General features: G+C 62.3%; 21 protein-coding genes. 15 read left to right on the forward strand and 6 right to left on the reverse strand.

Features of this window, described 5'->3' with window-relative positions; translation table 11 throughout:
* Positions 1-405: 405 nt before the first annotated feature.
* The 5 genes from rpsB (at position 406) to ACKFRT_RS02150 (ending at position 4,568) form a co-directional block, all read left to right on the forward strand.
* Positions 406-1,203 (forward strand): 30S ribosomal protein S2, encoded by a 798-nt coding sequence (rpsB, locus tag ACKFRT_RS02130; RefSeq protein WP_296214052.1) that lies wholly within the window; start codon positions 406-408, stop codon positions 1,201-1,203.
* 171 nt (positions 1,204-1,374) lie between these two features.
* On the forward strand, positions 1,375-2,193 hold the full coding sequence (gene tsf, locus ACKFRT_RS02135; protein WP_296214049.1) for a translation elongation factor Ts: 819 nt from the start codon (positions 1,375-1,377) through the stop codon (positions 2,191-2,193).
* 68 nt (positions 2,194-2,261) lie between these two features.
* Entirely contained in the window at positions 2,262-3,044 is a 783-nt protein-coding gene (gene pyrH, locus ACKFRT_RS02140) for a UMP kinase (RefSeq protein WP_408925581.1), read from the forward strand.
* A gap of 61 nt (positions 3,045-3,105) precedes the next feature.
* Entirely contained in the window at positions 3,106-3,663 is a 558-nt protein-coding gene (frr, locus tag ACKFRT_RS02145; protein ID WP_296214046.1) for a ribosome recycling factor, read from the forward strand.
* A 50-nt stretch (positions 3,664-3,713) separates the two neighbouring features.
* The gene (locus ACKFRT_RS02150) at positions 3,714-4,568 is read left to right on the forward strand and encodes a phosphatidate cytidylyltransferase (protein ID WP_408926120.1); all 855 of its coding nucleotides are present in this window, start codon (positions 3,714-3,716) and stop codon (positions 4,566-4,568) included.
* A gap of 11 nt (positions 4,569-4,579) precedes the next feature.
* On the opposite strand, the gene ACKFRT_RS02155 is transcribed toward ACKFRT_RS02150, so the two are convergent.
* The gene (locus ACKFRT_RS02155; protein WP_408925582.1) at positions 4,580-5,005 is read right to left on the reverse strand and encodes a lipopolysaccharide assembly LapA domain-containing protein; all 426 of its coding nucleotides are present in this window, start codon (positions 5,003-5,005) and stop codon (positions 4,580-4,582) included.
* Between the two features lie 77 nt (positions 5,006-5,082).
* Between ACKFRT_RS02155 and rlmN the strand changes: the two genes are divergently transcribed.
* Positions 5,083-6,180, forward strand: coding sequence for a 23S rRNA (adenine(2503)-C(2))-methyltransferase RlmN (gene rlmN, locus ACKFRT_RS02160; RefSeq protein WP_408925583.1), 1,098 nt, complete (start codon positions 5,083-5,085; stop codon positions 6,178-6,180).
* 31 nt (positions 6,181-6,211) lie between these two features.
* Here the strand turns inward: rlmN and ACKFRT_RS02165 are convergent, their stop codons facing one another.
* Positions 6,212-6,613, reverse strand: coding sequence for a DUF2631 domain-containing protein (locus ACKFRT_RS02165; RefSeq protein WP_296214037.1), 402 nt, complete (start codon positions 6,611-6,613; stop codon positions 6,212-6,214).
* Positions 6,614-6,768: 155 nt separating this feature from the next.
* Between ACKFRT_RS02165 and dxr the strand changes: the two genes are divergently transcribed.
* The 3 genes from dxr (at position 6,769) to ispG (ending at position 10,408) form a co-directional block, all read left to right on the forward strand.
* Positions 6,769-7,956 (forward strand): 1-deoxy-D-xylulose-5-phosphate reductoisomerase, encoded by a 1,188-nt coding sequence (gene dxr / locus ACKFRT_RS02170; RefSeq protein ID WP_408925584.1) that lies wholly within the window; start codon positions 6,769-6,771, stop codon positions 7,954-7,956.
* Positions 7,941-9,185, forward strand: a complete 1,245-nt coding sequence (locus ACKFRT_RS02175; protein ID WP_408925585.1) for a M50 family metallopeptidase — start codon at positions 7,941-7,943, stop codon at positions 9,183-9,185. Before dxr ends, ACKFRT_RS02175 begins: the two co-directional genes overlap by 16 nt.
* 62 nt (positions 9,186-9,247) lie before the next feature.
* On the forward strand, positions 9,248-10,408 hold the full coding sequence (gene ispG / locus ACKFRT_RS02180) for a flavodoxin-dependent (E)-4-hydroxy-3-methylbut-2-enyl-diphosphate synthase (RefSeq protein ID WP_296214032.1): 1,161 nt from the start codon (positions 9,248-9,250) through the stop codon (positions 10,406-10,408).
* Here ispG and ACKFRT_RS02185 read toward each other — a convergent pair.
* Together ACKFRT_RS02185 and ACKFRT_RS02190 are read right to left on the reverse strand one after the other, a co-directional pair.
* The gene (locus tag ACKFRT_RS02185; protein ID WP_408925586.1) at positions 10,401-11,123 is read right to left on the reverse strand and encodes an ABC transporter ATP-binding protein; all 723 of its coding nucleotides are present in this window, start codon (positions 11,121-11,123) and stop codon (positions 10,401-10,403) included. The two genes, ispG and ACKFRT_RS02185, sit on opposite strands and share 8 nt — an antisense overlap.
* The gene (locus tag ACKFRT_RS02190) at positions 11,120-12,040 is read right to left on the reverse strand and encodes an FtsX-like permease family protein (RefSeq protein ID WP_408925587.1); all 921 of its coding nucleotides are present in this window, start codon (positions 12,038-12,040) and stop codon (positions 11,120-11,122) included. Before ACKFRT_RS02190 ends, ACKFRT_RS02185 begins: the two co-directional genes overlap by 4 nt.
* 113 nt (positions 12,041-12,153) lie before the next feature.
* Here ACKFRT_RS02190 and ACKFRT_RS02195 point away from each other — a divergent pair, with 113 nt between their 5' ends.
* From ACKFRT_RS02195 to ACKFRT_RS02215, 5 genes are read left to right on the forward strand one after another with little or no spacing between them, the layout of a single operon-like run.
* A complete protein-coding gene (locus tag ACKFRT_RS02195; protein WP_296214025.1) occupies positions 12,154-13,236 on the forward strand; it encodes a sensor histidine kinase in 1,083 nt (360 codons plus the stop codon).
* Between the two features lie 9 nt (positions 13,237-13,245).
* On the forward strand, positions 13,246-13,896 hold the full coding sequence (locus tag ACKFRT_RS02200) for a response regulator (RefSeq protein ID WP_408925588.1): 651 nt from the start codon (positions 13,246-13,248) through the stop codon (positions 13,894-13,896).
* Positions 13,897-13,916: 20 nt separating this feature from the next.
* On the forward strand, positions 13,917-15,797 hold the full coding sequence (locus tag ACKFRT_RS02205; RefSeq protein WP_408925589.1) for a penicillin-binding transpeptidase domain-containing protein: 1,881 nt from the start codon (positions 13,917-13,919) through the stop codon (positions 15,795-15,797).
* Between the two features lie 11 nt (positions 15,798-15,808).
* On the forward strand, positions 15,809-16,678 hold the full coding sequence (map, locus tag ACKFRT_RS02210; protein ID WP_408925590.1) for a type I methionyl aminopeptidase: 870 nt from the start codon (positions 15,809-15,811) through the stop codon (positions 16,676-16,678).
* A gap of 25 nt (positions 16,679-16,703) precedes the next feature.
* Complete coding sequence (locus ACKFRT_RS02215) at positions 16,704-17,255, forward strand: carboxymuconolactone decarboxylase family protein (RefSeq protein WP_408925591.1); 552 nt, start codon at positions 16,704-16,706, stop codon at positions 17,253-17,255.
* Here the strand turns inward: ACKFRT_RS02215 and ACKFRT_RS02220 are convergent.
* Complete coding sequence (locus ACKFRT_RS02220; protein WP_408925592.1) at positions 17,252-18,397, reverse strand: HNH endonuclease signature motif containing protein; 1,146 nt, start codon at positions 18,395-18,397, stop codon at positions 17,252-17,254. The genes ACKFRT_RS02215 and ACKFRT_RS02220 overlap by 4 nt on opposite strands.
* Positions 18,398-18,554: 157 nt before the next feature.
* On the opposite strand from ACKFRT_RS02220, the gene ACKFRT_RS02225 reads away from it, so the two are divergent.
* Complete coding sequence (locus ACKFRT_RS02225) at positions 18,555-18,785, forward strand: hypothetical protein (protein WP_408925593.1); 231 nt, start codon at positions 18,555-18,557, stop codon at positions 18,783-18,785.
* 108 nt (positions 18,786-18,893) lie between these two features.
* On the opposite strand, the gene ACKFRT_RS02230 is transcribed toward ACKFRT_RS02225, so the two are convergent.
* Positions 18,894-19,715, reverse strand: a complete 822-nt coding sequence (locus ACKFRT_RS02230) for an SDR family oxidoreductase (protein ID WP_408925594.1) — start codon at positions 19,713-19,715, stop codon at positions 18,894-18,896.
* Between the last annotated feature and the right edge of the window lie 7 nt (positions 19,716-19,722).

Genomic DNA, 19,722 nt, shown 5'->3' on the forward strand with positions numbered 1-19,722 from the left:
AAACTTATCCACAGATCGGGCGCGACGCGCAGTGGCTGACTTGTTTCAGCAGCGCGAATGGGGGTAGGGTAGCAGTCGCAGTATGTCCGGATTCGTCTCTGCACCGCTCGATGATGTGCACGCGGTTTCGCGAAGACCGCGAGGCGAAGCAAGGCTACTGACTACGCGTAGATAATTCGCACCCCACACAATGGCTCACCAGCACGGTCCCGCTAATACGGCGGGCGAACATGGCGAGCCACAGCTACATCGGGGGACTATCTGCCAGGACGGTGCATAAGCCACGCACGTACAGTGGGTGTCGAGTGCATCGTGAAGAAAACCGTCAAACCCCAAACTTTGAAAGCGAGGAAGGGGCGGCGCTGACCGCAAGGCCGGCGAGAAAAGATCCGCCCCTGTAACACCATGGCTGTTGTTACTATGCGCGAGCTGCTGGACGCTGGTGTCCACTTCGGTCACCAGACCCGTCGTTGGAACCCGAAGATGAAGCGCTTCATCTTCACCGACCGCAACGGCATCTACATCATCGACCTGCAGCAGACCCTGACCTACATTGACGAGGCATACGAGTTCGTCAAGGAGACTGTCGCTCACGGCGGCAACATCCTGTACGTCGGCACCAAGAAGCAGGCTCAGGAAGCAGTTGCTAACGAAGCTGAGCGCGTGGGCATGCCCTACGTCAACCACCGCTGGCTCGGCGGCATGCTCACCAATTTCCAGACCGTTGCTAAGCGTCTGCACCGCCTGAAGGAGCTGCAGGCAATGGACGCGGCTGAGGACGGCTACAAGGGCCGTACCAAGAAGGAAGTTCTGATGCTGACCCGCGAGCGCAACAAGCTGGAGCGCGTTCTGGGCGGTATCGCGGACATGACCAAGACCCCGTCCGCACTGTGGATCGTTGACACCAACAAGGAGCACATCGCTGTCTCCGAGGCACAGAAGCTGAACATTCCGGTCGTCGCAATCCTGGATACCAACTGTGACCCGGACGTCGTCGACTACCCGATCCCGGGCAACGATGACGCAATCCGCTCTGCAAACCTGCTGACCAGCATCATCTCCTCCGCTGTTGAGGCTGGTCGCCAGGCTCGCGCAGAGCGCCAGGAGGCTGCTGCCAAGGAAGCTGCCGGCGATGCTGAAAAGACCGAGGCTCCGGCTGAGGCAAAGTCCGAGGCTGAGAACACCGAGTCCGCCGAGGCATAAGCTGCCTTAAAGTCAGCGTATAGCGCCCACCCCCGTATGGGACACAGTTTAAGACCCGTGTCCGACGGGCGTGGGCGTTACTTGTAACCTAGGCTGGGAAACCAGGACTGAATTTAAATACTGTTATTTCAGCCACTATTAACACTTCCACCAGAAGGAGGATCGCCCCACATGGCGAACTACACCGCTGCAGACGTTAAGAAGCTCCGTGAGATCACCGGCGCCGGCATGATGGACTGCAAGAAGGCCCTGGAAGAAGCCGCTGGCGACTTCGACAAGGCTATCGAGATCCTGCGCATCAAGGGCGCCAAGGACGTCGGCAAGCGCGCAGAGCGCTCTGCGTCTGAGGGCCTGATCGCCGTTTCCGGCAACACCATGATCGAGGTCAACGCTGAGACCGACTTCGTCGCCAAGAACTCCGAGTTCATTGAGTTCGCCGACAAGGTTGCAGCCGCAGCTGCTGAGGCCAAGGCAAACTCCCGCGAAGAGCTCGAGGCGGTCGAGGTGGATGGCCAGAAGGCTGTGGACGCTCTGCAGCAGCTGTCCGCAAAGATTGGCGAGAAGCTGGAGCTGAAGCGCGCCACCACCATCGAGGGTGACAAGGTTGCCGTCTACATGCACCACCGTTCCGCCGACCTGCCGCCGGCAGTCGGCGTACTGGTTTCCTACGAGGGCGATGACGAGGGCGCAGCGAAGGCTGCCGCTATGCAGGTTGCCGCTCTGAAGGCTAAGTTCCTGAGCAACGACGAAGTTCCGGCCGAGACCGTCGCCAAGGAGCGCGAGATCGCCGAGGCTACCGCTCGTGAGGAGGGCAAGCCGGAGAAGGCTCTGCCGAACATCATCGAGGGTCGCCTGAAGGGCTACTTCAAGGATGTCTGCCTGCTGGATCAGCCGTCCGTCACTGAGTCCAAGAAGACCGTCAAGCAGGTCATGGACGAGGCTGGCGTGACCCTGAAGGGCTTCAAGCGCTTCGAGGTTGGCCAGGCTTAAGGCCAAGTAGTTAAGGTCCCCGGCCCGCGAGGGTGCCGGGGCCTTTTTCTATCTATAGGTGGGGTACTATGACGGTCAGTGTCAACAACCTCGAACAAGGAGTATCCCCGGTGTCTACAGCCGAAAACCGCGAAGGCTACAAGCGCGTTATGTTGAAGCTGGGGGGTGAGATGTTCGGTGGAGGCAAGGTCGGCATCGACCCCGACGTTGTGCAGAACGTCGCCCGCCAGATCGCAGAGGTGTCCAAGTCTGGAGTAGAGGTCGCTGTGGTTATCGGCGGCGGCAACTTCTTCCGCGGTGCCCAGCTGCAGCAGCGAGGCCTGGATCGTTCCCGTTCCGACTACATGGGCATGCTCGGCACGGTGATGAACTGCCTGGCTCTGCAGGACTTCCTGGAGCAGGAAGGCGTGGACTGCCGCGTGCAGACTGCCATCCAGATGACGCAGGTTGCTGAGCCATACCTACCTTTGCGTGCCTCTCGTCACTTGGAGAAGGGGCGCGTTGTTATCTTCGGCGCGGGCATGGGTATGCCGTACTTCTCCACGGACACCACGGCCGCCCAGCGCGCCCTGGAAATCGGCTGCGAGGTACTGCTGATGGCTAAGGCCGTCGACGGTGTGTACAGCGACGACCCGCGCACCAACCCGGACGCGGAGCTGTTCCACGAGATCACCCCGTGGGAAGTTATCGAGAAGGGCCTCAAGGTGGCAGACGCCACCGCGTTTTCCCTGTGCATGGACAACAAGATGCCGATCCTGGTGTTCAACCTGCTCACTGAGGGCAACATTGCCCGTGCAATCGCCGGCGAGCGCATCGGCACCCTGGTCGATGGCAACGTCAGCAGTCGCTAACGCGCTAACACGACCCGACACCTCAACACTTTCCCCACCATAGGCTGGTAAATTCTTAAACATGATTGACGATATTCTGCTTGAGTCCGAAGAGCGCATGACCAGCTCTGTGGAGCACGCTCGCGAAGACCTGACGACCATCCGCACCGGTCGCGCGAACCCGTCTATGTTCAACGGCGTTGTAGCCGAGTACTACGGAGTTCCCACCCCCATCACCCAGATGGCGACCATCAGCGTTCCGGAGCCCCGCATGCTGCTGATCAAGCCCTACGAGCAGTCCACGATGGAAGCGATCGAGAACGCTATCCGCAACTCCGACCTGGGCGTAAACCCGACCAACGACGGCCAGGTGCTGCGCGTAACCATCCCGCAGCTTACCGAGGAGCGCCGTAAGGAAATGGTCAAGATGGCTAAGTCCAAGGGCGAGGACGCGAAAATTGCCATCCGCAACATCCGCCGCAAGGGCATGGAGCAGCTGGGCAAGATTCAAAAGGACGGCGAAGCTGGCGAGGATGAGGTTCGCGCGGCGGAGAAGGACCTGGAGAAGATTACTCACAACTACGTCGAGCAGGTTGATTCCCTGGTCGAGGCCAAGGAGAAGGAGCTGCTCGAGGTTTAACTCGAGAGGCCGGTATCCCTCAGCCCCCGCGTACGAAAGGCCGAAGTTCTATCGCTGCTCGCCCGAAACCCAAGAACGGTCCTGGCCGTGACCTAAAGCAGGCCATCGTCGTCGGTGTATCCCTGGGGGCTATCGCCATCGCGGGGCTCTTCACGCCTTTCGCGTGGTATCCGCTGGTGGCTCTGGCGCTGTCGTTGGCCGTCTATGAGGTGTGGCGCCGGCTATACGAGGGCGGGTACGTGCTGAACCTGCCAGTCCTCTTCTTGGGTGCGCAGGTTATTGTATGGCTTTCGTGGCCCTTCGGCCCGACGGGTGCGCTTGCGGGATTCGTCATCAGCGTGCTGTTACTGATGGTCACGCGCCTGTTCCACCACGGGCGATCTTCGCCGCCGCATAATTACCTGCGGGATACGGCGGTCGGCATTTTCGTGCTGACGTGGATCCCACTGTTCGGCAGCTTTGCCGCCATGCTTTCGCGTATGCAGCGCGACCACATCGACGGCTGGGCTTTCATCGTCACGTTCATGCTGTGCGTGGTCGGTTCCGACGTGGGCGGATACATCGCGGGCGTGCTTTTCGGTTCGCATCCGATGGCGCCCGCGGTGAGCCCGAAGAAGTCCTGGGAAGGATTCGTGGGCTCCCTGATCCTATCCACCGCCATCGGCGTGGCCTGCGTGACACTGCTGCTGTCCGGCCCGTTCTGGGTCGGCCTGCTGCTGGGGCCGGGCCTGGCCTGCTGCGCGACCCTCGGAGACCTGGTGGAGTCGCAGTTCAAGCGCGACCTAGGCATCAAGGACATGTCGGGCATGCTGCCGGGCCACGGTGGCCTGATGGATCGCCTGGACGGCATGTTGCCGTCGGCGATGATTACCTGGGTCGTGCTGAATATGCTCAGCGGCGTGTAGCTGGCGTGTGGCTACTGCGTGACCTGCTTGCGCAATTGCACAATGCGCACGCCACCGACCAGCGCCATAATTAGCGCACCGACGATCGCGGCGATCAGCATGCCCACACCAATCGGGAAGGTCATCGTCCACGCGAACAGCTGCAGCTCTGCAGACTCCTGATTCTGCAAAATGAACACCAGCAGCACGATCAGCAGTAGCACGCCGACGATGAGGCCGACCCATGTCGCGCCCGCCAGCGACTTCTTTACCTCGCGGTGCTCTTGCTTGTACACCGGGTCGATGTTGGTATTTGTAGAGTTGTTATTTGTGGACGCCTGATTCTGAGACGGCGTTCCAGCGACAGGCTTTGGGGGTTGCTGATTGATCGGCTGGGGTTGGGGAGTGGCCGGCTTCGGGGCGGGCTGACGATTGATGTTGTCGTTCATACCTACCATTCAACGGCAAAACTTGGTGGGGTTCAGATTTTCGCGATGTGAGGGTTACCCCCGGTACGTGCAATAATGGGCGCATCATGGCTACACCAGTAAAACTTCAGTTCGCAGCACCGAAAAGGGGCATGCCGCCGGTACACATGGCGGATTTGGATGAGGAGACCCTCAAGCAGCACGTGCAGGAACTCGGCTTGCCGAAGTTCCGGGCGGATCAGATTAGGCGTCAATACTACGGGCGCCTACAGGGCGACCCGATGGAGATGACGGATCTGCCCGAATCCAAACGCGCAGCGGTGAAGGAGGCACTATTCCCCGAGCTGATGCACCCGATGCGCAACATGGAGGCAGATGACGGGGAGACCCGCAAGACCCTGTGGCGCCTGCACGACGGCACCATGCTGGAGAGCGTGCTGATGCGCTACCCGGGCCGTGCCACCCTGTGTATTTCCTCCCAGGCCGGCTGCGGCATGGCCTGCCCGTTCTGCGCTACCGGCCAGGGCGGGTTGGACCGCAACCTGTCCGTCGGCGAGATGGTGGAGCAAGCCCGCGCAGCCGCCAGCGTGATGCAGGAAGAGGACGGCCGACTGTCTAACATCGTTTTCATGGGCATGGGCGAGCCGCTGGCCAACTACAAACGAGTGGTGGAAACGATCCGCAAGGTCTCTGCCCCCGCCCCGGACGGCTTCGGCATCTCTCAGCGCAACATCACCGTTTCCACGGTCGGACTGGCTCCGGCGATCCGCAAACTGGCAGATGAGGAGATGAAGGTCCGCCTGGCAGTATCCCTGCACACGCCCGACGACGAGCTGCGCGACGAGCTGGTTCCCGTAAACAACCGCTGGTCGGTGGAGGAGGTGCTGGATGCCGCGCGATACTATGCGGATACTTCCGGCCGCCGAGTTTCTATCGAGTATGCTCTGATCCGCGACATGAACGATCAGGACTGGCGCGCGGATCTGCTGGGCAAAAAGCTGCGCGGTGCACTGGGGACAAAGGTGCACGTGAACGTGATCCCGCTGAACCCGACCCCCGGTTCCAAGTGGGATGCATCCCCAAAGGCGCGCCAGGATGAGTTCGTCCGGCGCGTGGAGGCCCAGGGCGTGCCGTGCACGGTGCGCGATACGAAGGGGCAGGAGATCGCCGCGGCCTGCGGCCAGCTGGCGGCAGAAGAGCGATGAGAGATTTTGAGTTAAGAGCTAGTGGTTAAAACTAGCGGTGCAGCGTTGCCGGGTCGATGTTCTGGGTGCGCAGCTCGTCATCGCTCAGGTCAGCGTAAGCACCCGTCAGGTTCAGCTGGTCAGCGGACCAGACCGGCTCCACGTGACCCTCCGGCTTGTTGCGCGCGGTAACGGTCGTGCGGTTCTTGAGGGTAGGGCGAGCCACCCACAGGCCAACACCGAGGAAGACCACGACTGCCAGTACGATCAGCCAGACGTTCTCAACGTTGCCCTTGTGGTTGCCGAACAGCATGCCCAGCAAGAACAGGCCGCCGATAACACCGGCGGAAATAACTCCGCTGCGCGGAAGCTCGCTCCAGCCCCACGCCGCAGACGGTACGTCCGCGGTGGATACGCCGTTGTAAACTTCAGCTTCCTTAGAGTGGTGCGCCACCGTTTCCTCCTGAAGGTCAAAAAGAATTCTATCCCCCGTATTTTGACACATCGCCGCCAGTTTTTCCCCATCCGCGCGCGCAGACGGGCAGGAAAGTACCCAATTTAGGTGTGGAGAAGGGGGGCGTCCTAAAGAAAAGAAATAGAATAGGCCGCGTGAAAACGCGAGTAGTAGTCCTAGGCAGCACCGGATCCATCGGCACGCAAGCGCTGGAGGTGATGGCGGACAACCCGGAGCGCTTCGAGCTCGTCGGCATCTCTGCGCACGGCTCTAAGCCCGAGCTGCTGGCACAGCAGGCCCGTGATTTCGGTCTGAAACTAGAGCGCGTGGCCGTGGCCTCCGAACGCACGGCGGAAATGCTTGACCAAGAAACCGGCGGTGGCGGCCGTTGTATTCGCGGCAAGGATTCGGCCCGCGAGCTGGTGGAGGCCATCGGCCCGGAGTTGACGGAGAACGACGTCATCCTTAACGCGCTGGTCGGCTCGCTGGGGCTCGACGCGACGCTGGCCACTCTGCAGACGAAGGCGAAGCTCGCTTTGGCCAATAAGGAATCCCTCGTGGCGGGTGGACAACTCGTGTTGAAGGCCTCCAGCGAGGGGCAGCTGATCCCTGTAGACTCCGAACACTCAGCGATGGCCCAGTGCTTGCGTTCCGGGCGCGTGGACGAGGTAGATTCGCTGGTACTCACCGCCTCTGGTGGTCCGTTCCGGGGTTATAGCCGCGCGCAGCTGGAAGACGTCACTCCGCTGCAGGCCGCCAATCACCCGACGTGGTCCATGGGGCAGATGAACACTCTGAACTCCGCGACCATGGTGAACAAGGGGTTAGAGTTGATCGAGGCTAGCCTGCTCTTCGGCATCCCTGCCGAGAAGATCGAGGTGACCGTCCACCCGCAGTCGATCGTCCACTCGATGGTGACTTTCATCGACGGCGCGACAATTGCTCAGGCTTCTCCACCTTCCATGAAGCTTCCTATTTCCCTGGCGCTCGGCTGGCCGGACCGCATCGCAGATGCGCAACCTAAGCTGGACTTCTCCGGGGCCACCGACTGGCACTTCGAACCTCTGGATAATGAGGTCTTTCCAGCTGTGGATCTGGCGCGCCAGGCAGTCACTGCTGGCGGCACGATGCCCGCGGTCTATAATGCTGCGAACGAGGAAGCAGCCGTCGAATTTCTTAACGGCAGGCTCAGTTTCCCCCGCATTGTGGATACGGTCGCGGCAACCATGAAGGCCTGCCAACACCTATCCGCCGAACCCAACAACCTGGAGGACGTGCTGGCGGCGGAGCGCGAAGCCCGTGCAAAGGCGCATGAAAGGATGGCCGCGTGGCTTTCGGACTAGGGGTTCTTCTCTTCGCCCTAGGTATCGCCGTGTCTATTGCCCTGCATGAGGCCGGGCACCTGATTGCAGCTCGCATGTCGGGCATGCGAGTTCGGCGCTATTTCATCGGTTTTGGCCCGACGATCTTTAGCTTCCGCAAAGGTCACACCGAGTACGGGCTCAAGGGCGTGCCGCTCGGTGGCTTCTGCGACATCGCCGGCATGACGAAGCTAGACGAGATGACAGACGAAGAGCGCCCGCATGCCATGTACGACAAGCCAGCGCACCGCCGCATCTTCGTCATGCTCGGCGGCATCATCATGAACATCGTGCTGGCCCTCGGCATCCTGTATGCCGTGGCTCTGGCCTGGGGGCTGCCGGATCGCGGCGTGGTCTTTACCCCCACCGTCGAATCCACCCAGTGCGCCCCGGCTAAGCAAAATGCTGACGGCACGCTAGCCACGTGCACGGGCGATGGCCCGGCGGCGGAATCGGGCGTCCGGACCGGCGATACCTTCCTTTCCGTCAACGGCGAAGAGACCGAAGACTTCCGAGCCTTCACCAAGGCCATCGCTGCCGAGGCTGAGCACGCCACCGACGATGGCAAGCAGGTCGGCGACCGCATTACCGTGCCGGCCGTGGTGGATCGCGACGGTCAGCACCAAGACATCGATCTGCAGATCGAGCTGGTCGAGCGGCTAAACTCCGCGGGCAACACCATGATCTCCGGCGCCGTCGGTATCCGCGCCAAGCGCCCCGACTTCGTCCTCAACCAGTACAACCCCGCCACCGCCGTTGGCGGCACGCTCTCTTTCACCGGGGGCATGGTTAACGACACCTTCCATGGGCTCATTGAACTGCCACAGCGCGTGCCCGGTGTGGTTGCGTCCATCTTCGGCGGCCATCGTGCCGACGACTCGCCGATGAGTGTTGTCGGCGCCTCCCGCGTGGGCGGCGAGCTGGTGCAGTATCAGCAGTGGATGAGCTTCCTCATGACGTTGGCCAGCCTGAACCTATTCCTCGCGGCGTTTAACTTAGTACCACTACCGCCCCTGGATGGCGGGCACATCGCCGTGGTGATCTACGAAAAAATCCGCGACTTCTTCCGCCGCCTGCGCGGCAAGCAGCCGGGCGGGCCTGCCGACTACACCAAGCTGATGCCCCTGACCTATGCGGCGACAGCGGTGCTGCTGATCTTTGGCATCATCGTTATCGTCGCAGACGTAGTAAACCCGATCCGGATCTTCTAGTTCTTCGCTGTAGGATTGGTGGAAGTTCTACGACATTCACGACTGAAAGGTTGTCCTCGCCCATGTCTGGTATTTCCCTGGGTATTCCCGACGGCCCGCCTCCGGTATTGGCACCGCGGCGCAAGACCCGCCAGCTGATGGTCGGCGGCGTAGGAGTTGGCAGCGATCACCCGATCTCCGTGCAGTCCATGACGACCACGAAGACGCACGACGTTAACGCGACGTTGCAGCAGATCGCCCAGCTGACTGCCTCTGGCTGTGACATCGTCCGCGTCGCCTGCCCGAAAACTGTCGATGCCGAGGCCCTGCCCGCCATCGCCAAGAAGTCCCCGATCCCCGTGATCGCAGACATTCATTTCCAGCCGAAGTACATCTTCAGCGCTATCGACGCGGGTTGCGCCGCCGTGCGCGTGAATCCCGGCAACATCAAGGAGTTCGACGGCCGCGTCAAGGAAGTTGCGAAGGCAGCCGGGGATGCGGGCATTCCGATCCGCATCGGTGTTAACGCAGGTTCCCTTGATAAGCGCATCATGGAGAAGTACGGAAAGGCCACGCCCGAGGCGCTGGTCGAGTCCGCCCTGTGGGAAGCCAGCCTCTTCGAGGAACACGGCTACGGCGATATCGCCATTTCGGTGAAGCACAACGACCCGGTCGTGATGGTGGAGGCGTACCGCCAGCTCGCCGCCCAGTCGGATTACCCGCTGCACCTCGGTGTGACGGAGGCGGGGCCGGCCTTCCAGGGCACCATCAAGTCCTCCGTGGCGTTCGGTGCACTGCTGGCCGAGGGCATTGGAGACACGATCCGGGTCTCCCTGTCCGCCGATCCGGTGGAGGAGATCAAGGTGGGCGACCAGATTCTGCAGTCGCTGAACCTGCGCCCCCGTAAGCTCGAGATTGTGTCGTGCCCGTCCTGCGGCCGCGCGCAGGTGGATGTGTACAAATTGGCCGACGAAGTCACCGCGGGTCTGGAGGGCATGGAGTTTCCGCTGCGTGTAGCCGTCATGGGCTGCGTGGTGAATGGCCCGGGCGAAGCTCGAGATGCCGACCTGGGCGTGGCCTCTGGTAACGGCAAGGGCCAGATCTTTGTCAAGGGCGAGGTCATCAAGACCGTGCCCGAGGATCAGATTGTGGAGACCCTCATCGAGGAAGCTATGCGCATCGCCGACGAGGAGGGGCTAGAGGCCGTCGAGGGCCAGAAGGCCGATGTGCGCGTAACTAAGTAGTAACGAGGTCGGCCTCGGTGACCTTGCCGTCCACCAACTCAATGCGGCGGTCCAGCGTGGCCAGCTGCTCCTGGTCGTGGCTGACGTAGAGCACGGGGGTGTTGCGCTCGCGCGCCAGATCCACGATCAGTTCCGTCACACGCTGCGCGTTGGCGGTATCCAGTGCTGCGGTTGGTTCGTCGACCAGCAGCAGCCGTGGGTCGTTCATCAGTGCGCGCGCCAGGTTCACGCGCGCCTGCTGGCCACCGGAAAGTTCGGAGACCTTCGCGCCTTCGCGCCGTTCCAGGCCCACTTCCTTGAGTAGGTACTCGGCCTTCTCTTCTTTTTGACGCCACGCTTTTCCGCCAATACCGAATGGCCTATCGAGGCGGCTCATCACCATGAGCTGTTCCTTGGCCGTCAGCGCCGGCAGCAGATTCGGCTGCTGGAACACGATGCCGAGGTGGTTACGGCGAATCGCCGCGGCCCGGCGCCCGGTGACAGTGCCGAGTTCCAGCGTGTTTTCTCCGTGGAGGACGGCGGAGCCGGAGGTGGCGGTCTCCAGGCAGCCGATGATGGCCAGCAGGGTGGACTTACCGGAGCCGGAGGGGCCGGTGATGCCGACGACCTCGCCGGGGTTCGCGTTGAAGGAGACGTCCGTCAGCAGGTTACGCTTGGTGGTGCCGTCAGTGATCTCGAGGCTGATGTTCTTTACTTCGAGTGCGGGGGAGATCATGAGTTCATTGCCTTTCGCGGATCGACCTTCAATACGGGGATGATGGACAGGCCCGCGCCGAGCAGACCTGCGGCCAGCAGGATGACTGCCGGGATGAGGGTGGTGCTGGGGGAGACGTCCATGGGGATACCTTCCATGAACCCGCCGACGCCGACGGTCAGCAGGGTGCCCGCGGCTATGCCGACCACAAGGACGACCAGAGCCTGGCCGACCGCGTCGCTCAGGATGCTGGAGCGGGTGCCGCCCAGTGCGACGGTGATTGCCACGCCGCGCAGACGCTGCATTGTCCACACAGTGAAGAACGCTCCCAGCACCAGAGCGGAGATGACGTACAGCAGCACGATCATGAGGTTCAGGGAAGACTGCTCGCCCTTGTAGGAGGCGCTGGCCTCCAGGGCATCCTTGCCCTGCAGCATGATGGCGCCGTCGATCGGCTCGGCATCTTCGGCAACCACGCCGAAGGCGGAGGCTCCGGGCAGCTTTTCTACCTCTTCGGTGCTCATCCAGTGGATGGGCTGGTGCTCGAGGTAGAGGTCCTCGCTGGGCTTGTCGCCTTCGTAGGACATCGCGATGAAGGCCTGACCCTCCGCATCCTTCGAGCGGGCCATCGTGACGACCTCTCCGCCACGGCTCTCGACCTCGCTCAATTGGGCGTCAGTAAGAGAACCAGTGTTGAGGGACACAGTGCCGCCGGCATCGTTCAGCACGAGTTGACGGTCGCTTCCGACCTTGTGCTGTAGGCCGGAGGCGGACTGGAAGCTCAGGCCCGCAGACAGGGAGCTCAGCAGCGTGACCATAGCGGTGATCAGCAGGACGGTGGTAATGATGAGCGCCGTCTTGTCACGGGAAACGCGCAATTCGCGAATGCCCTGGAACATGAATCCCCGTACCGGGGTTAACGACTTATTACTTAGCATGGCTCCTATTCTTCGCGCGTTATAGAAGGAACACATCGGGCTAAGGAGTAGTCTTCGGCTCATACTTTAGGCGGAGGTGAATGGCACCCCGTGGCCGCTAGACTTAGGGACAAATGATTCACCATGCCAAATCCACCAAAGTCGTCGCACTGAATCGCGCCTGGGCCTACCTGGGAATAGGCCTGCACCTGCTGATGGCACTCCTGATGGCTGTGACCATCATCCGCGATGGATGGTCGTGGAACGCCGCGGCCGTGTGCTTCATCTACGTCATGGGCCTGTGGCTGCGCCCCACCTGGCTATGGCTCACACTGGTCATCTCCGCGTGGGCCTGCCTGCTGCTCGTAGCCCCGAGCGCGGCCTTTATGGCGTTCGCGCTGTTCTTCCTGTGCGTCGGCGTGCTGCCCCTGTGGCCGGCGATCGTGTGCAACACGGTGGTAACGGTGCTTTCGATCTACCAAAGCGGCGAAGCTTTGGGGCCGATCGTCGCTGCAGTGGTGGCAACCGTCGTGGGCGTGGGCTTCAAGGAGCTTCGCGACGAGGCCAGCGCCCGCGAGACTGCCAGCCGCCACGCAGGCGAGATGAACGAGCGCACGCGCCTGGCCGGGGAGATCCACGACACGGTCGCGCAGGGCCTAAGTTCCATCCATATGATCCTGCAGGCTGTGGAGAAGCGCGTGGACGACCCCGAGATCCTCGAGGACCTACGCCTGGCCCGTACCACCGCCGAGGACAACCTAGCGGAAACCCGGCGCATCATCGCCGCCCTGCAGCCCGGCCCGCTGGTCGGTGGCGACCTGCCCATCTCCTTAGCCCGCGTGAGCTCCGGCACTCCGTTGGGCGAGGCCTTGAGCTTCGAAGTCGAAGGCGAGCCCTACGACCTGGACGAGAAGGTGGAGCAGGAACTCACCCGCATCGCTCAATCGTTGGTTTCGAACGTGGTGAAGCACTCTGCGGCCACCCGTGCCCGGGTCACCCTGACCTACAGCCAAGACATGCTGATCCTTGACGTGGTAGACAACGGTCGCGGCATGGACGAAGAACAGGTGCGTAAGATCGCCGCCGACAAGTTGAGCCTGTCGCCCGTCGGGCTGGCGGGAGTCCGCCGCCGCGCTAATCTGATCGGTGCGACAATGCATGTGGAAAGCGCCCCGGACTCCGGCTGTGGCGTGTCTATTCAGGTACCGATCCGTTAGGAGCGCACCATGCCAAGCCTTCTTCGAGTGCTAATCTGTGACGATCACCCTGTTGTGCGCGCCGGGATCGAGGCGATGCTGCGTGGCACGGGCGACGTGGAGATCGTGGCCTCCGTAGGCGACCCCGACCGCGCCGTCACCATCTGCGCCGCCGAGCAGCCCGACGTGGTGCTGATGGACCTGCGCTTCGGCGAAGGCCCCGGCAGCGAGGGCGCCGAGTCCGGGGGAGTGCGTGCCACCCGCGCTATCCGCAAGCGCAGGCCCGCTCCGGAGGTTTTGATCCTGACGAACTATTCCACGGACAGCGACGTGTTGGGCGCCATCTCCGCCGGCGCGGTTGGCTACCTCCTCAAGGACTGCGCCCCCGAGGAACTGGCCGAGGGTATCCGCCAGGCCGCCCGTGGGCAGACGGTGATGAACAAGAACATTATGGGCAAGCTGCGCGGCCGGCTGGCCAACCCCTTCGAATCGCTGACCAATCGTGAACAAGAGGTCCTGACTCTCGTCAGCCGGGGGAAGTCCAACCGCGCGATCGCGAGGGAGCTGATCCTCACCGAGGCGACCGTTAAGTCCCACATGGCGCACGTTTTTTCCAAACTCAACGTAAAAAACAGGACAGCTGCCGTCGCCGTGGCGAGGGAGCGCGGAATTATCGATTAACCCTGTTACGCTCTGTGCCTATGCGCACCACCTCTTGGACCCCTCGCCGGAGCATCACCGCGGCCGTCACGACGGCTGGCCTAGTGCTGGGCGCTGCGGCTTGCACGCCGAAGCCCGATGTTGCTGACGACGCCGCCCAGGCCTTCCTGGCCGCCCTGTCCAATCCGGGTGAAGCCTCACAGGCCGGAGGGGAGACCGATAACCCCGACAAGGCGACCCAGGCCATCGAGCAGGCGTGGGAGTCTCTGCAGGCCGAGGGGCTGCAGACGGAGCTCAAGGAAGTTAATACGCAGGATAACCAGGCCACCGCGCAGTATTCGATGCGCTGGAACCTGCCTGGTGGGCGCGAGTTTTCCTACGACTCCTCGATGAACCTCACCCGTACCGGCGAAGACTGGTCCGTTCGCTGGCAGCCCGCAGTGCTGCACCCGGAGCTGGGCGCCAACCAGCATCTGGAGCTGCGCACTGTGCCCGCAACGGTGGCCAACGTGGTGGGCTCCGACGGTGCCGTGCTGCTGGAACCCGGCACGCAGTACCGGATTTTTGTGAACACGGAGGAAGCCCCCGACGTCCTCGGCACCATGCGCCGCATCGCCGGCGAACTCGATGCCATGCGCGGAGCCGACAAGTCCGTCCCTCGCATCGATCCAGTGAAGAAGGCCAATGAGGCCAAGGACGTCGACGGTGAGTACTCCGTGCTGACCGTCAACCAGGCTCAGGGCAAGCGTCTGCAGGGCGCCCTCGGGGGCGTTTTGGGCGTGCGCCTCAACGAGGAACCCTCCCTGGTACGCCCGGACCCCTCCTTCGCGCCGGACATCATGGCGCGCGTCAGCAGCGTGGTAGAAGAGGATCTTCAGGGCGAGGCAGGCTGGAAGGTCGTTGCCGCCACCAGCGAAGGCAACGAGGTAGCCAAGGTTGGGGGCGAGGATCCGAAGGCTTCGCCTAGCGTGCACGTCTCCCTGTCCCGCAAGGTGCAGGAGGCCGCGCAGAAAGCCGTGGATACCCGCGACGACGCGAAAGCGATGATGGTTGTCATGCGTCCGTCCACCGGCGAAGTATTGGCTGTTGCCCAGTCCCAAAAGGCAGACGAGGATGGCAATGTTGCCCTGACGGGCCAGTATCCACCAGGTTCGACGTTTAAGATGCTCACGGCCTATGCGGGTCTGCAGAAGCAGGGGCTCACCCCTGATTCAATCGTCGGCTGCCCCGGAACCCAGGACATCGGCGGGCGCATCGTGACCAACTACAACAGTTTTTCTCTGGGGAACACCCCGCTGGAGAACGCCTTCGCCAAGTCCTGCAACACCACCTTTGCGGATATCTCCACCAAGCTGAAGCCGGGCGAATTGAAGGACATCGCTGCGCAGTTCGGTCTCGGCGCGGACTACGACATTGAGGGGCTGGATACTATCACCGGCTCCGTGCCCGAGGGCGAAAAGATGCTCGACCGTACCGAATCCGGCTACGGCCAGGGCCTCGATCTCGCCAGCCCCTTCGGCATGGCCATGGTGGCCTCCAGCGTGGCTGCGGGGAAGGCTCCCACCCCGTACCTCATTGCGGGCGATAACCACCACACCGAGGCCACAAACGACGAAGCCCAGAAAGAGGCCCAGAAGAAGCTCGACCCCCAGGCCATTAAGCAGCTGCGCAGGATGATGCGCGCCGTGGTTACCAATGGCTCGGGATCCGGCGTGGCCGGCGCGGGTGAGGTGTATGCCAAGACTGGTGAGGCCGAGATCAACGAAGGCTCTCACAGTTGGCTCGCTGGATACCGTGGCGACTTGGCTTTTGCCACCCTCATTGTGCTTGGCGGCGGGTCCGAGCACGCCACAGCCGTGACCGCAGATTTCTTCAGCAATCTGGATGGCCCAGACGAGGAGGCGAAGGGGCGTCCAGAGTAGGATAGGGAGCCATGACTCGAGCACCTTTGACTCCCGGAAAGCCCACCCCGATCCGCTCTGTCCCGGCCAACATCGAACGGCCGGAGTACGCGTGGAAGGACAGCGTGCAGGAAAACGTGGGCGAGCCGTGGGTACAGACCCCCGAGACGATCGAGAAGATGCGCGAGGCCAGCCGCATCGCCGCCGATGCACTCCAGGCCGCAGGCGCCGCCGTGGCCCCCGGGGTGACCACCGACGAGATCGATCGCGTGGCGCACGAGTACATGTGCGACCACGGCGCGTACCCCTCCACACTCGGCTACCGTCACTTCCCGAAGTCCAGCTGTGTAAGCCTCAACGAGATCATCTGCCACGGCATTCCCGACAGCACGGTTATTCAGGACGGCGACATCGTCAACATCGACGTCACCGCCTACAAGAACGGCGTGCACGGCGATACCAACGCGACGTTCCTGGCCGGTGACGTCTCCGAGGAACACCGCCTACTGGTTGAGCGCACCGAGAAGGCCATGTGGCGCGGTATCAAGGCCGTGAAGCCCGGCCGCCAGATCAACACCATCGGCCGAGTGATTGAGAGCTACGCCAAGCGCTTCGGCTACAACGTCGTGGAGGACTTCACCGGCCACGGCGTGGGGCCGACCTTCCACAACGGCCTGGTTGTGCTGCACTACGATCGCCCGACTATGTACACCGACCTGCTGGAACCGGGCATGACCCTGACCATCGAGCCGATGATCAACCTCGGCGGTCTCGATTACGAGGTCTGGGACGACGACTGGACTGTCCAGACAAAGGATCGCCAGTGGACCGCGCAGTTCGAACACACCCTGGTCGTTACCGAGGAAGGCTACGAGGTTCTCACGATTCCCAGCGAGGCCTAGCCCGACCGATTAACCTCCCAGAAGTATGGGAGACAAAACTACACCTCTAGGGCCTGGCCCCGTCCCGCGTAACCTCCACTTGCGCTGCCTCAGCCCCTTCGGCACCTTCGCCACGCGCGTCGGAGCTCGCATCACTAAGAAGAAGAACCTCGGCGTGTTCGCCACCATCGGTCGTGCCCCACGGCTCTTCTTTTTCTGGCTGCTTTATGGTGGCTCGATGATGCCCTTCGGCTACCTCTCGCGCGTCGAGACCGAAATGATCATCCTGCGCGTCGCCTATCTGCGCGGCAGCGCCTACGAAGCCGACCAGCACCGTGCCCTCGCCGCGCGTGTTGGGGTCAAGGGTATCGACGCCCTATTCCAGCCCGACCACGGCTTCACCGGCCGCCACGGCACCCTGCTGGACGCCACCGGGCAGCTCGTCCGCAACCGCGGCCTGACCACCGACATGGCCGAACGGCTGCGGGGTCTGTTGAGCGAGCGCGAGCAGGTTGCGTTCGTCATGCTAGTCACCAACTACGACGGTCTGGCCACGGCGCTGGACGTCATGGGAGTCCCAGTCGACGAGCCGCGCTAGGCCGCCCGCCGACGATTCTCCGCTCGCTGGGCAAAGGTTTCCCGCCCCAGCGGCCCGTTGGGTGCCGTCATCACGGTGTGTCCGTCGCCGTGGCTAGTCCAGGTTTCGTTGCCGTCGGGATGGATGGTGACATCCCAGGAGCCAGTCGTCTTCGCGTTGTGGTGTTTGGCGCACAGGCAATGGAGGTTCGAGGTGGACGTCGGGCCTCCTGCCTGCGGGTTTTCGTGGTCGTAGCGCTGCACGTGATCCAGCTGGCACTTGTGCGCGGGCACCGAACATCCTGGAAAGCGGCAGGTTCCGTCGCGCCCTTCCACGCTGGCTCGCACCAGGGGTGTGGGGGAGTAGCCCTCGTTGCTTGCAGCACCAGGGAACTGGATATACGTAACGCGATCCTTCCACCTTTGTGTGGCCTTTGAGCTGAGCCAGCCCCCGGCTGCCCAGATCTGGGCCTCTGGCTGATCGGTACTTTGGTACAGGTTCAGCGTGATGTCCGCCGTGGTCTGTCTGCGCACCAGACGCATCAGGGCTTCGGCGCGGGAGCAAGAATTGTTCTTGACCACGTTGTTGAGCGTCCGCTGAAGTTCTAACCCTTCGAGCTTGGGTAGCGTCAAGAAGAAGACAGTGGTGGTATCGGGGCGATCGTCGATGTCGAGGCGCGCGGAAGAATCCGCATCCTTCGGCTCCTCCGGCAGAGCCTGGGGATCGTGCTTGCGGATCACATTCTCGATGCGGCTGCGGATGGTTGCTCGGGCCAGCATGGCCTGGTTGGGGACGGTGGGGGAGATCGCCTCAAAAATTTTTTCCTCGAAAATTTCGGGCACGTCCATCTTGACGGGGCTGAGGCATTCGGCCATGCATCGCAGCAGGTCAAGAGGGTAGGCGCCAGTGCGGGCGAGCTCGAGGATGGTGGGGAAGCGGCGGAACATGTGGCCGATCTCTACCAGTGTGAGTGCGCGGTATTCCGTCAGGCCGAGACGCACGGCCAGGCGGGTGGATACGTCGATGACGCACTCGTTCATGTCGGGCGTGCAGGCCACGGCGAGGTTTACGTGCCCGCGGTTTACTTCGCACGCTGCGGCGCTTAGTGGATCGTTTGGGTCGGTGATGCGCCAGCAGGGTGTGGTGGTGGAATGCTCGAACATGGTCTTTCCTCTTTTGCCTGTTCGGTGGTGGTTTTGTGGTGTTGCCAAAAAATTTTTCTTGGCTTGTGTGGGCAGTATATAAGCCGCCTCGGACACCCCCTGCGTCTAAGTAGAATTAATCGAACACCGAGCTTGAAAAAATTTTTGAGGAACAACGATGAGTACAGCAAACCGCACATGGGCGCTCACTGGGACAGCGCTGGCGCTGCTTGGCCTGGCGGCCGGGTACGTGGCCGTTCGCTGGAAGGACATTCCGGAGCGCTTTGCGACCCACTTTGGTACTCGCTTCGAGCCGGACAGCGGTATTGGTGCTGTTTTTCGTGCTGATAGCCGCGGGGATACTGCGTTGGAAGCCCTCGCATGGTTACACGGCGGTGATGAACCTTAGGACAAGCGCCTCGGGGTCGGCATGGACTTCAACTACGCCCACTGGCAGGGCAAGGCGTTCCTCGCCTTTGTCGTCCTGGTGCTGATCGGTTCGATCCTTTTGCTCTTTTTACTTTGACGCCCACCGGAACCCAGCGTTAAGAGCTTTCATTGCGCCCTTGTAGGCCCAGGGGGCGTTAACTTGTGCCCAGCGGGCCACAGGGATGTCGGGGCTGGTGTTGATGAGGTATTTGCCCTTGTCCACGCCCTTCAAAATTTTTTGAGCCGCCTTGGCGGGAGTGACCGCGTGGCCCTGGAACAGGGCCGTTGCTTTCTGTATGCGCTTCTTGGAGCGATCTACGCCGTGGATGTCGATGGTGCGCACCAGGGGAGTGTCCACCGCGCCTGGGGCGACGGCGTGCACGTCCACGCCGAACGGAGCCATGTCGAAACGCAGCACCTCGCACATGCCCAGCACCCCGCCCTTAGAGGCGGAATAGGCCGCGTGCCACGGCAGCCCGATGATGCCGGCGGCGGAGGAGACGAACACGAACTTCCGGCGCCCCTCGCCGCGTTCCATGAGCTTCGGCGCGAAGGCCTCCACCATGTGCACGGATCCCATGAGGTTCACGTCGATCACCCGCTGCCACTTCTCGTGGGGCATCGTTCGCACGTCGCCCCAGATGGCGATGCCCGCCACGTGGTGCACCTGGTCAGGCGTTCCATGGGTGGCGATGATGTCCTCCGCCCAGGCCTTTACAGCATCCACGTCAGTGACGTCCACGGTGCGCTGGTCGGCGACGGTGCCCCCGCGGGAGGTAATCTCGCTGGTGGTGGAGGTGAGTCCCTTCTCGTCGCGGTCGCTGATGGCGACTGCGTAGCCACGTTCGGCCAGCTGCAGTGCCACCTCCCGGCCGATACCTGAGGCTGCTCCGGTGACTACAGCAAACATGGCGAGA

Origin of the sequence: Corynebacterium jamesii, from assembly GCF_046097395.1 — a bacterium.
Taxonomy (GTDB): domain Bacteria; phylum Actinomycetota; class Actinomycetes; order Mycobacteriales; family Mycobacteriaceae; genus Corynebacterium.

Coding starts and splice junctions, on each gene's coding strand:
- frr (WP_296214046.1), top strand. CDS start 3,106: ATGATTGACGATATTCTGCTTGAGTCCGAAGAGCGCATGACCAGCTCT.
- pyrH (WP_408925581.1), top strand. CDS start 2,262: ATGACGGTCAGTGTCAACAACCTCGAACAAGGAGTATCCCCGGTGTCT.
- ACKFRT_RS02155 (WP_408925582.1), bottom strand. CDS start 5,005: ATGGTAGGTATGAACGACAACATCAATCGTCAGCCCGCCCCGAAGCCG.
- ACKFRT_RS02225 (WP_408925593.1), top strand. CDS start 18,555: ATGAGTACAGCAAACCGCACATGGGCGCTCACTGGGACAGCGCTGGCG.
- ispG (WP_296214032.1), top strand. CDS start 9,248: ATGTCTGGTATTTCCCTGGGTATTCCCGACGGCCCGCCTCCGGTATTG.
- ACKFRT_RS02185 (WP_408925586.1), bottom strand. CDS start 11,123: ATGATCTCCCCCGCACTCGAAGTAAAGAACATCAGCCTCGAGATCACT.
- ACKFRT_RS02190 (WP_408925587.1), bottom strand. CDS start 12,040: ATGCTAAGTAATAAGTCGTTAACCCCGGTACGGGGATTCATGTTCCAG.
- ACKFRT_RS02215 (WP_408925591.1), top strand. CDS start 16,704: ATGGGAGACAAAACTACACCTCTAGGGCCTGGCCCCGTCCCGCGTAAC.
- ACKFRT_RS02220 (WP_408925592.1), bottom strand. CDS start 18,397: ATGTTCGAGCATTCCACCACCACACCCTGCTGGCGCATCACCGACCCA.
- ACKFRT_RS02200 (WP_408925588.1), top strand. CDS start 13,246: ATGCCAAGCCTTCTTCGAGTGCTAATCTGTGACGATCACCCTGTTGTG.
- ACKFRT_RS02230 (WP_408925594.1), bottom strand. CDS start 19,715: ATGTTTGCTGTAGTCACCGGAGCAGCCTCAGGTATCGGCCGGGAGGTG.
- rlmN (WP_408925583.1), top strand. CDS start 5,083: ATGGCTACACCAGTAAAACTTCAGTTCGCAGCACCGAAAAGGGGCATG.
- tsf (WP_296214049.1), top strand. CDS start 1,375: ATGGCGAACTACACCGCTGCAGACGTTAAGAAGCTCCGTGAGATCACC.
- ACKFRT_RS02195 (WP_296214025.1), top strand. CDS start 12,154: ATGATTCACCATGCCAAATCCACCAAAGTCGTCGCACTGAATCGCGCC.
- ACKFRT_RS02205 (WP_408925589.1), top strand. CDS start 13,917: ATGCGCACCACCTCTTGGACCCCTCGCCGGAGCATCACCGCGGCCGTC.
- rpsB (WP_296214052.1), top strand. CDS start 406: ATGGCTGTTGTTACTATGCGCGAGCTGCTGGACGCTGGTGTCCACTTC.
- map (WP_408925590.1), top strand. CDS start 15,809: ATGACTCGAGCACCTTTGACTCCCGGAAAGCCCACCCCGATCCGCTCT.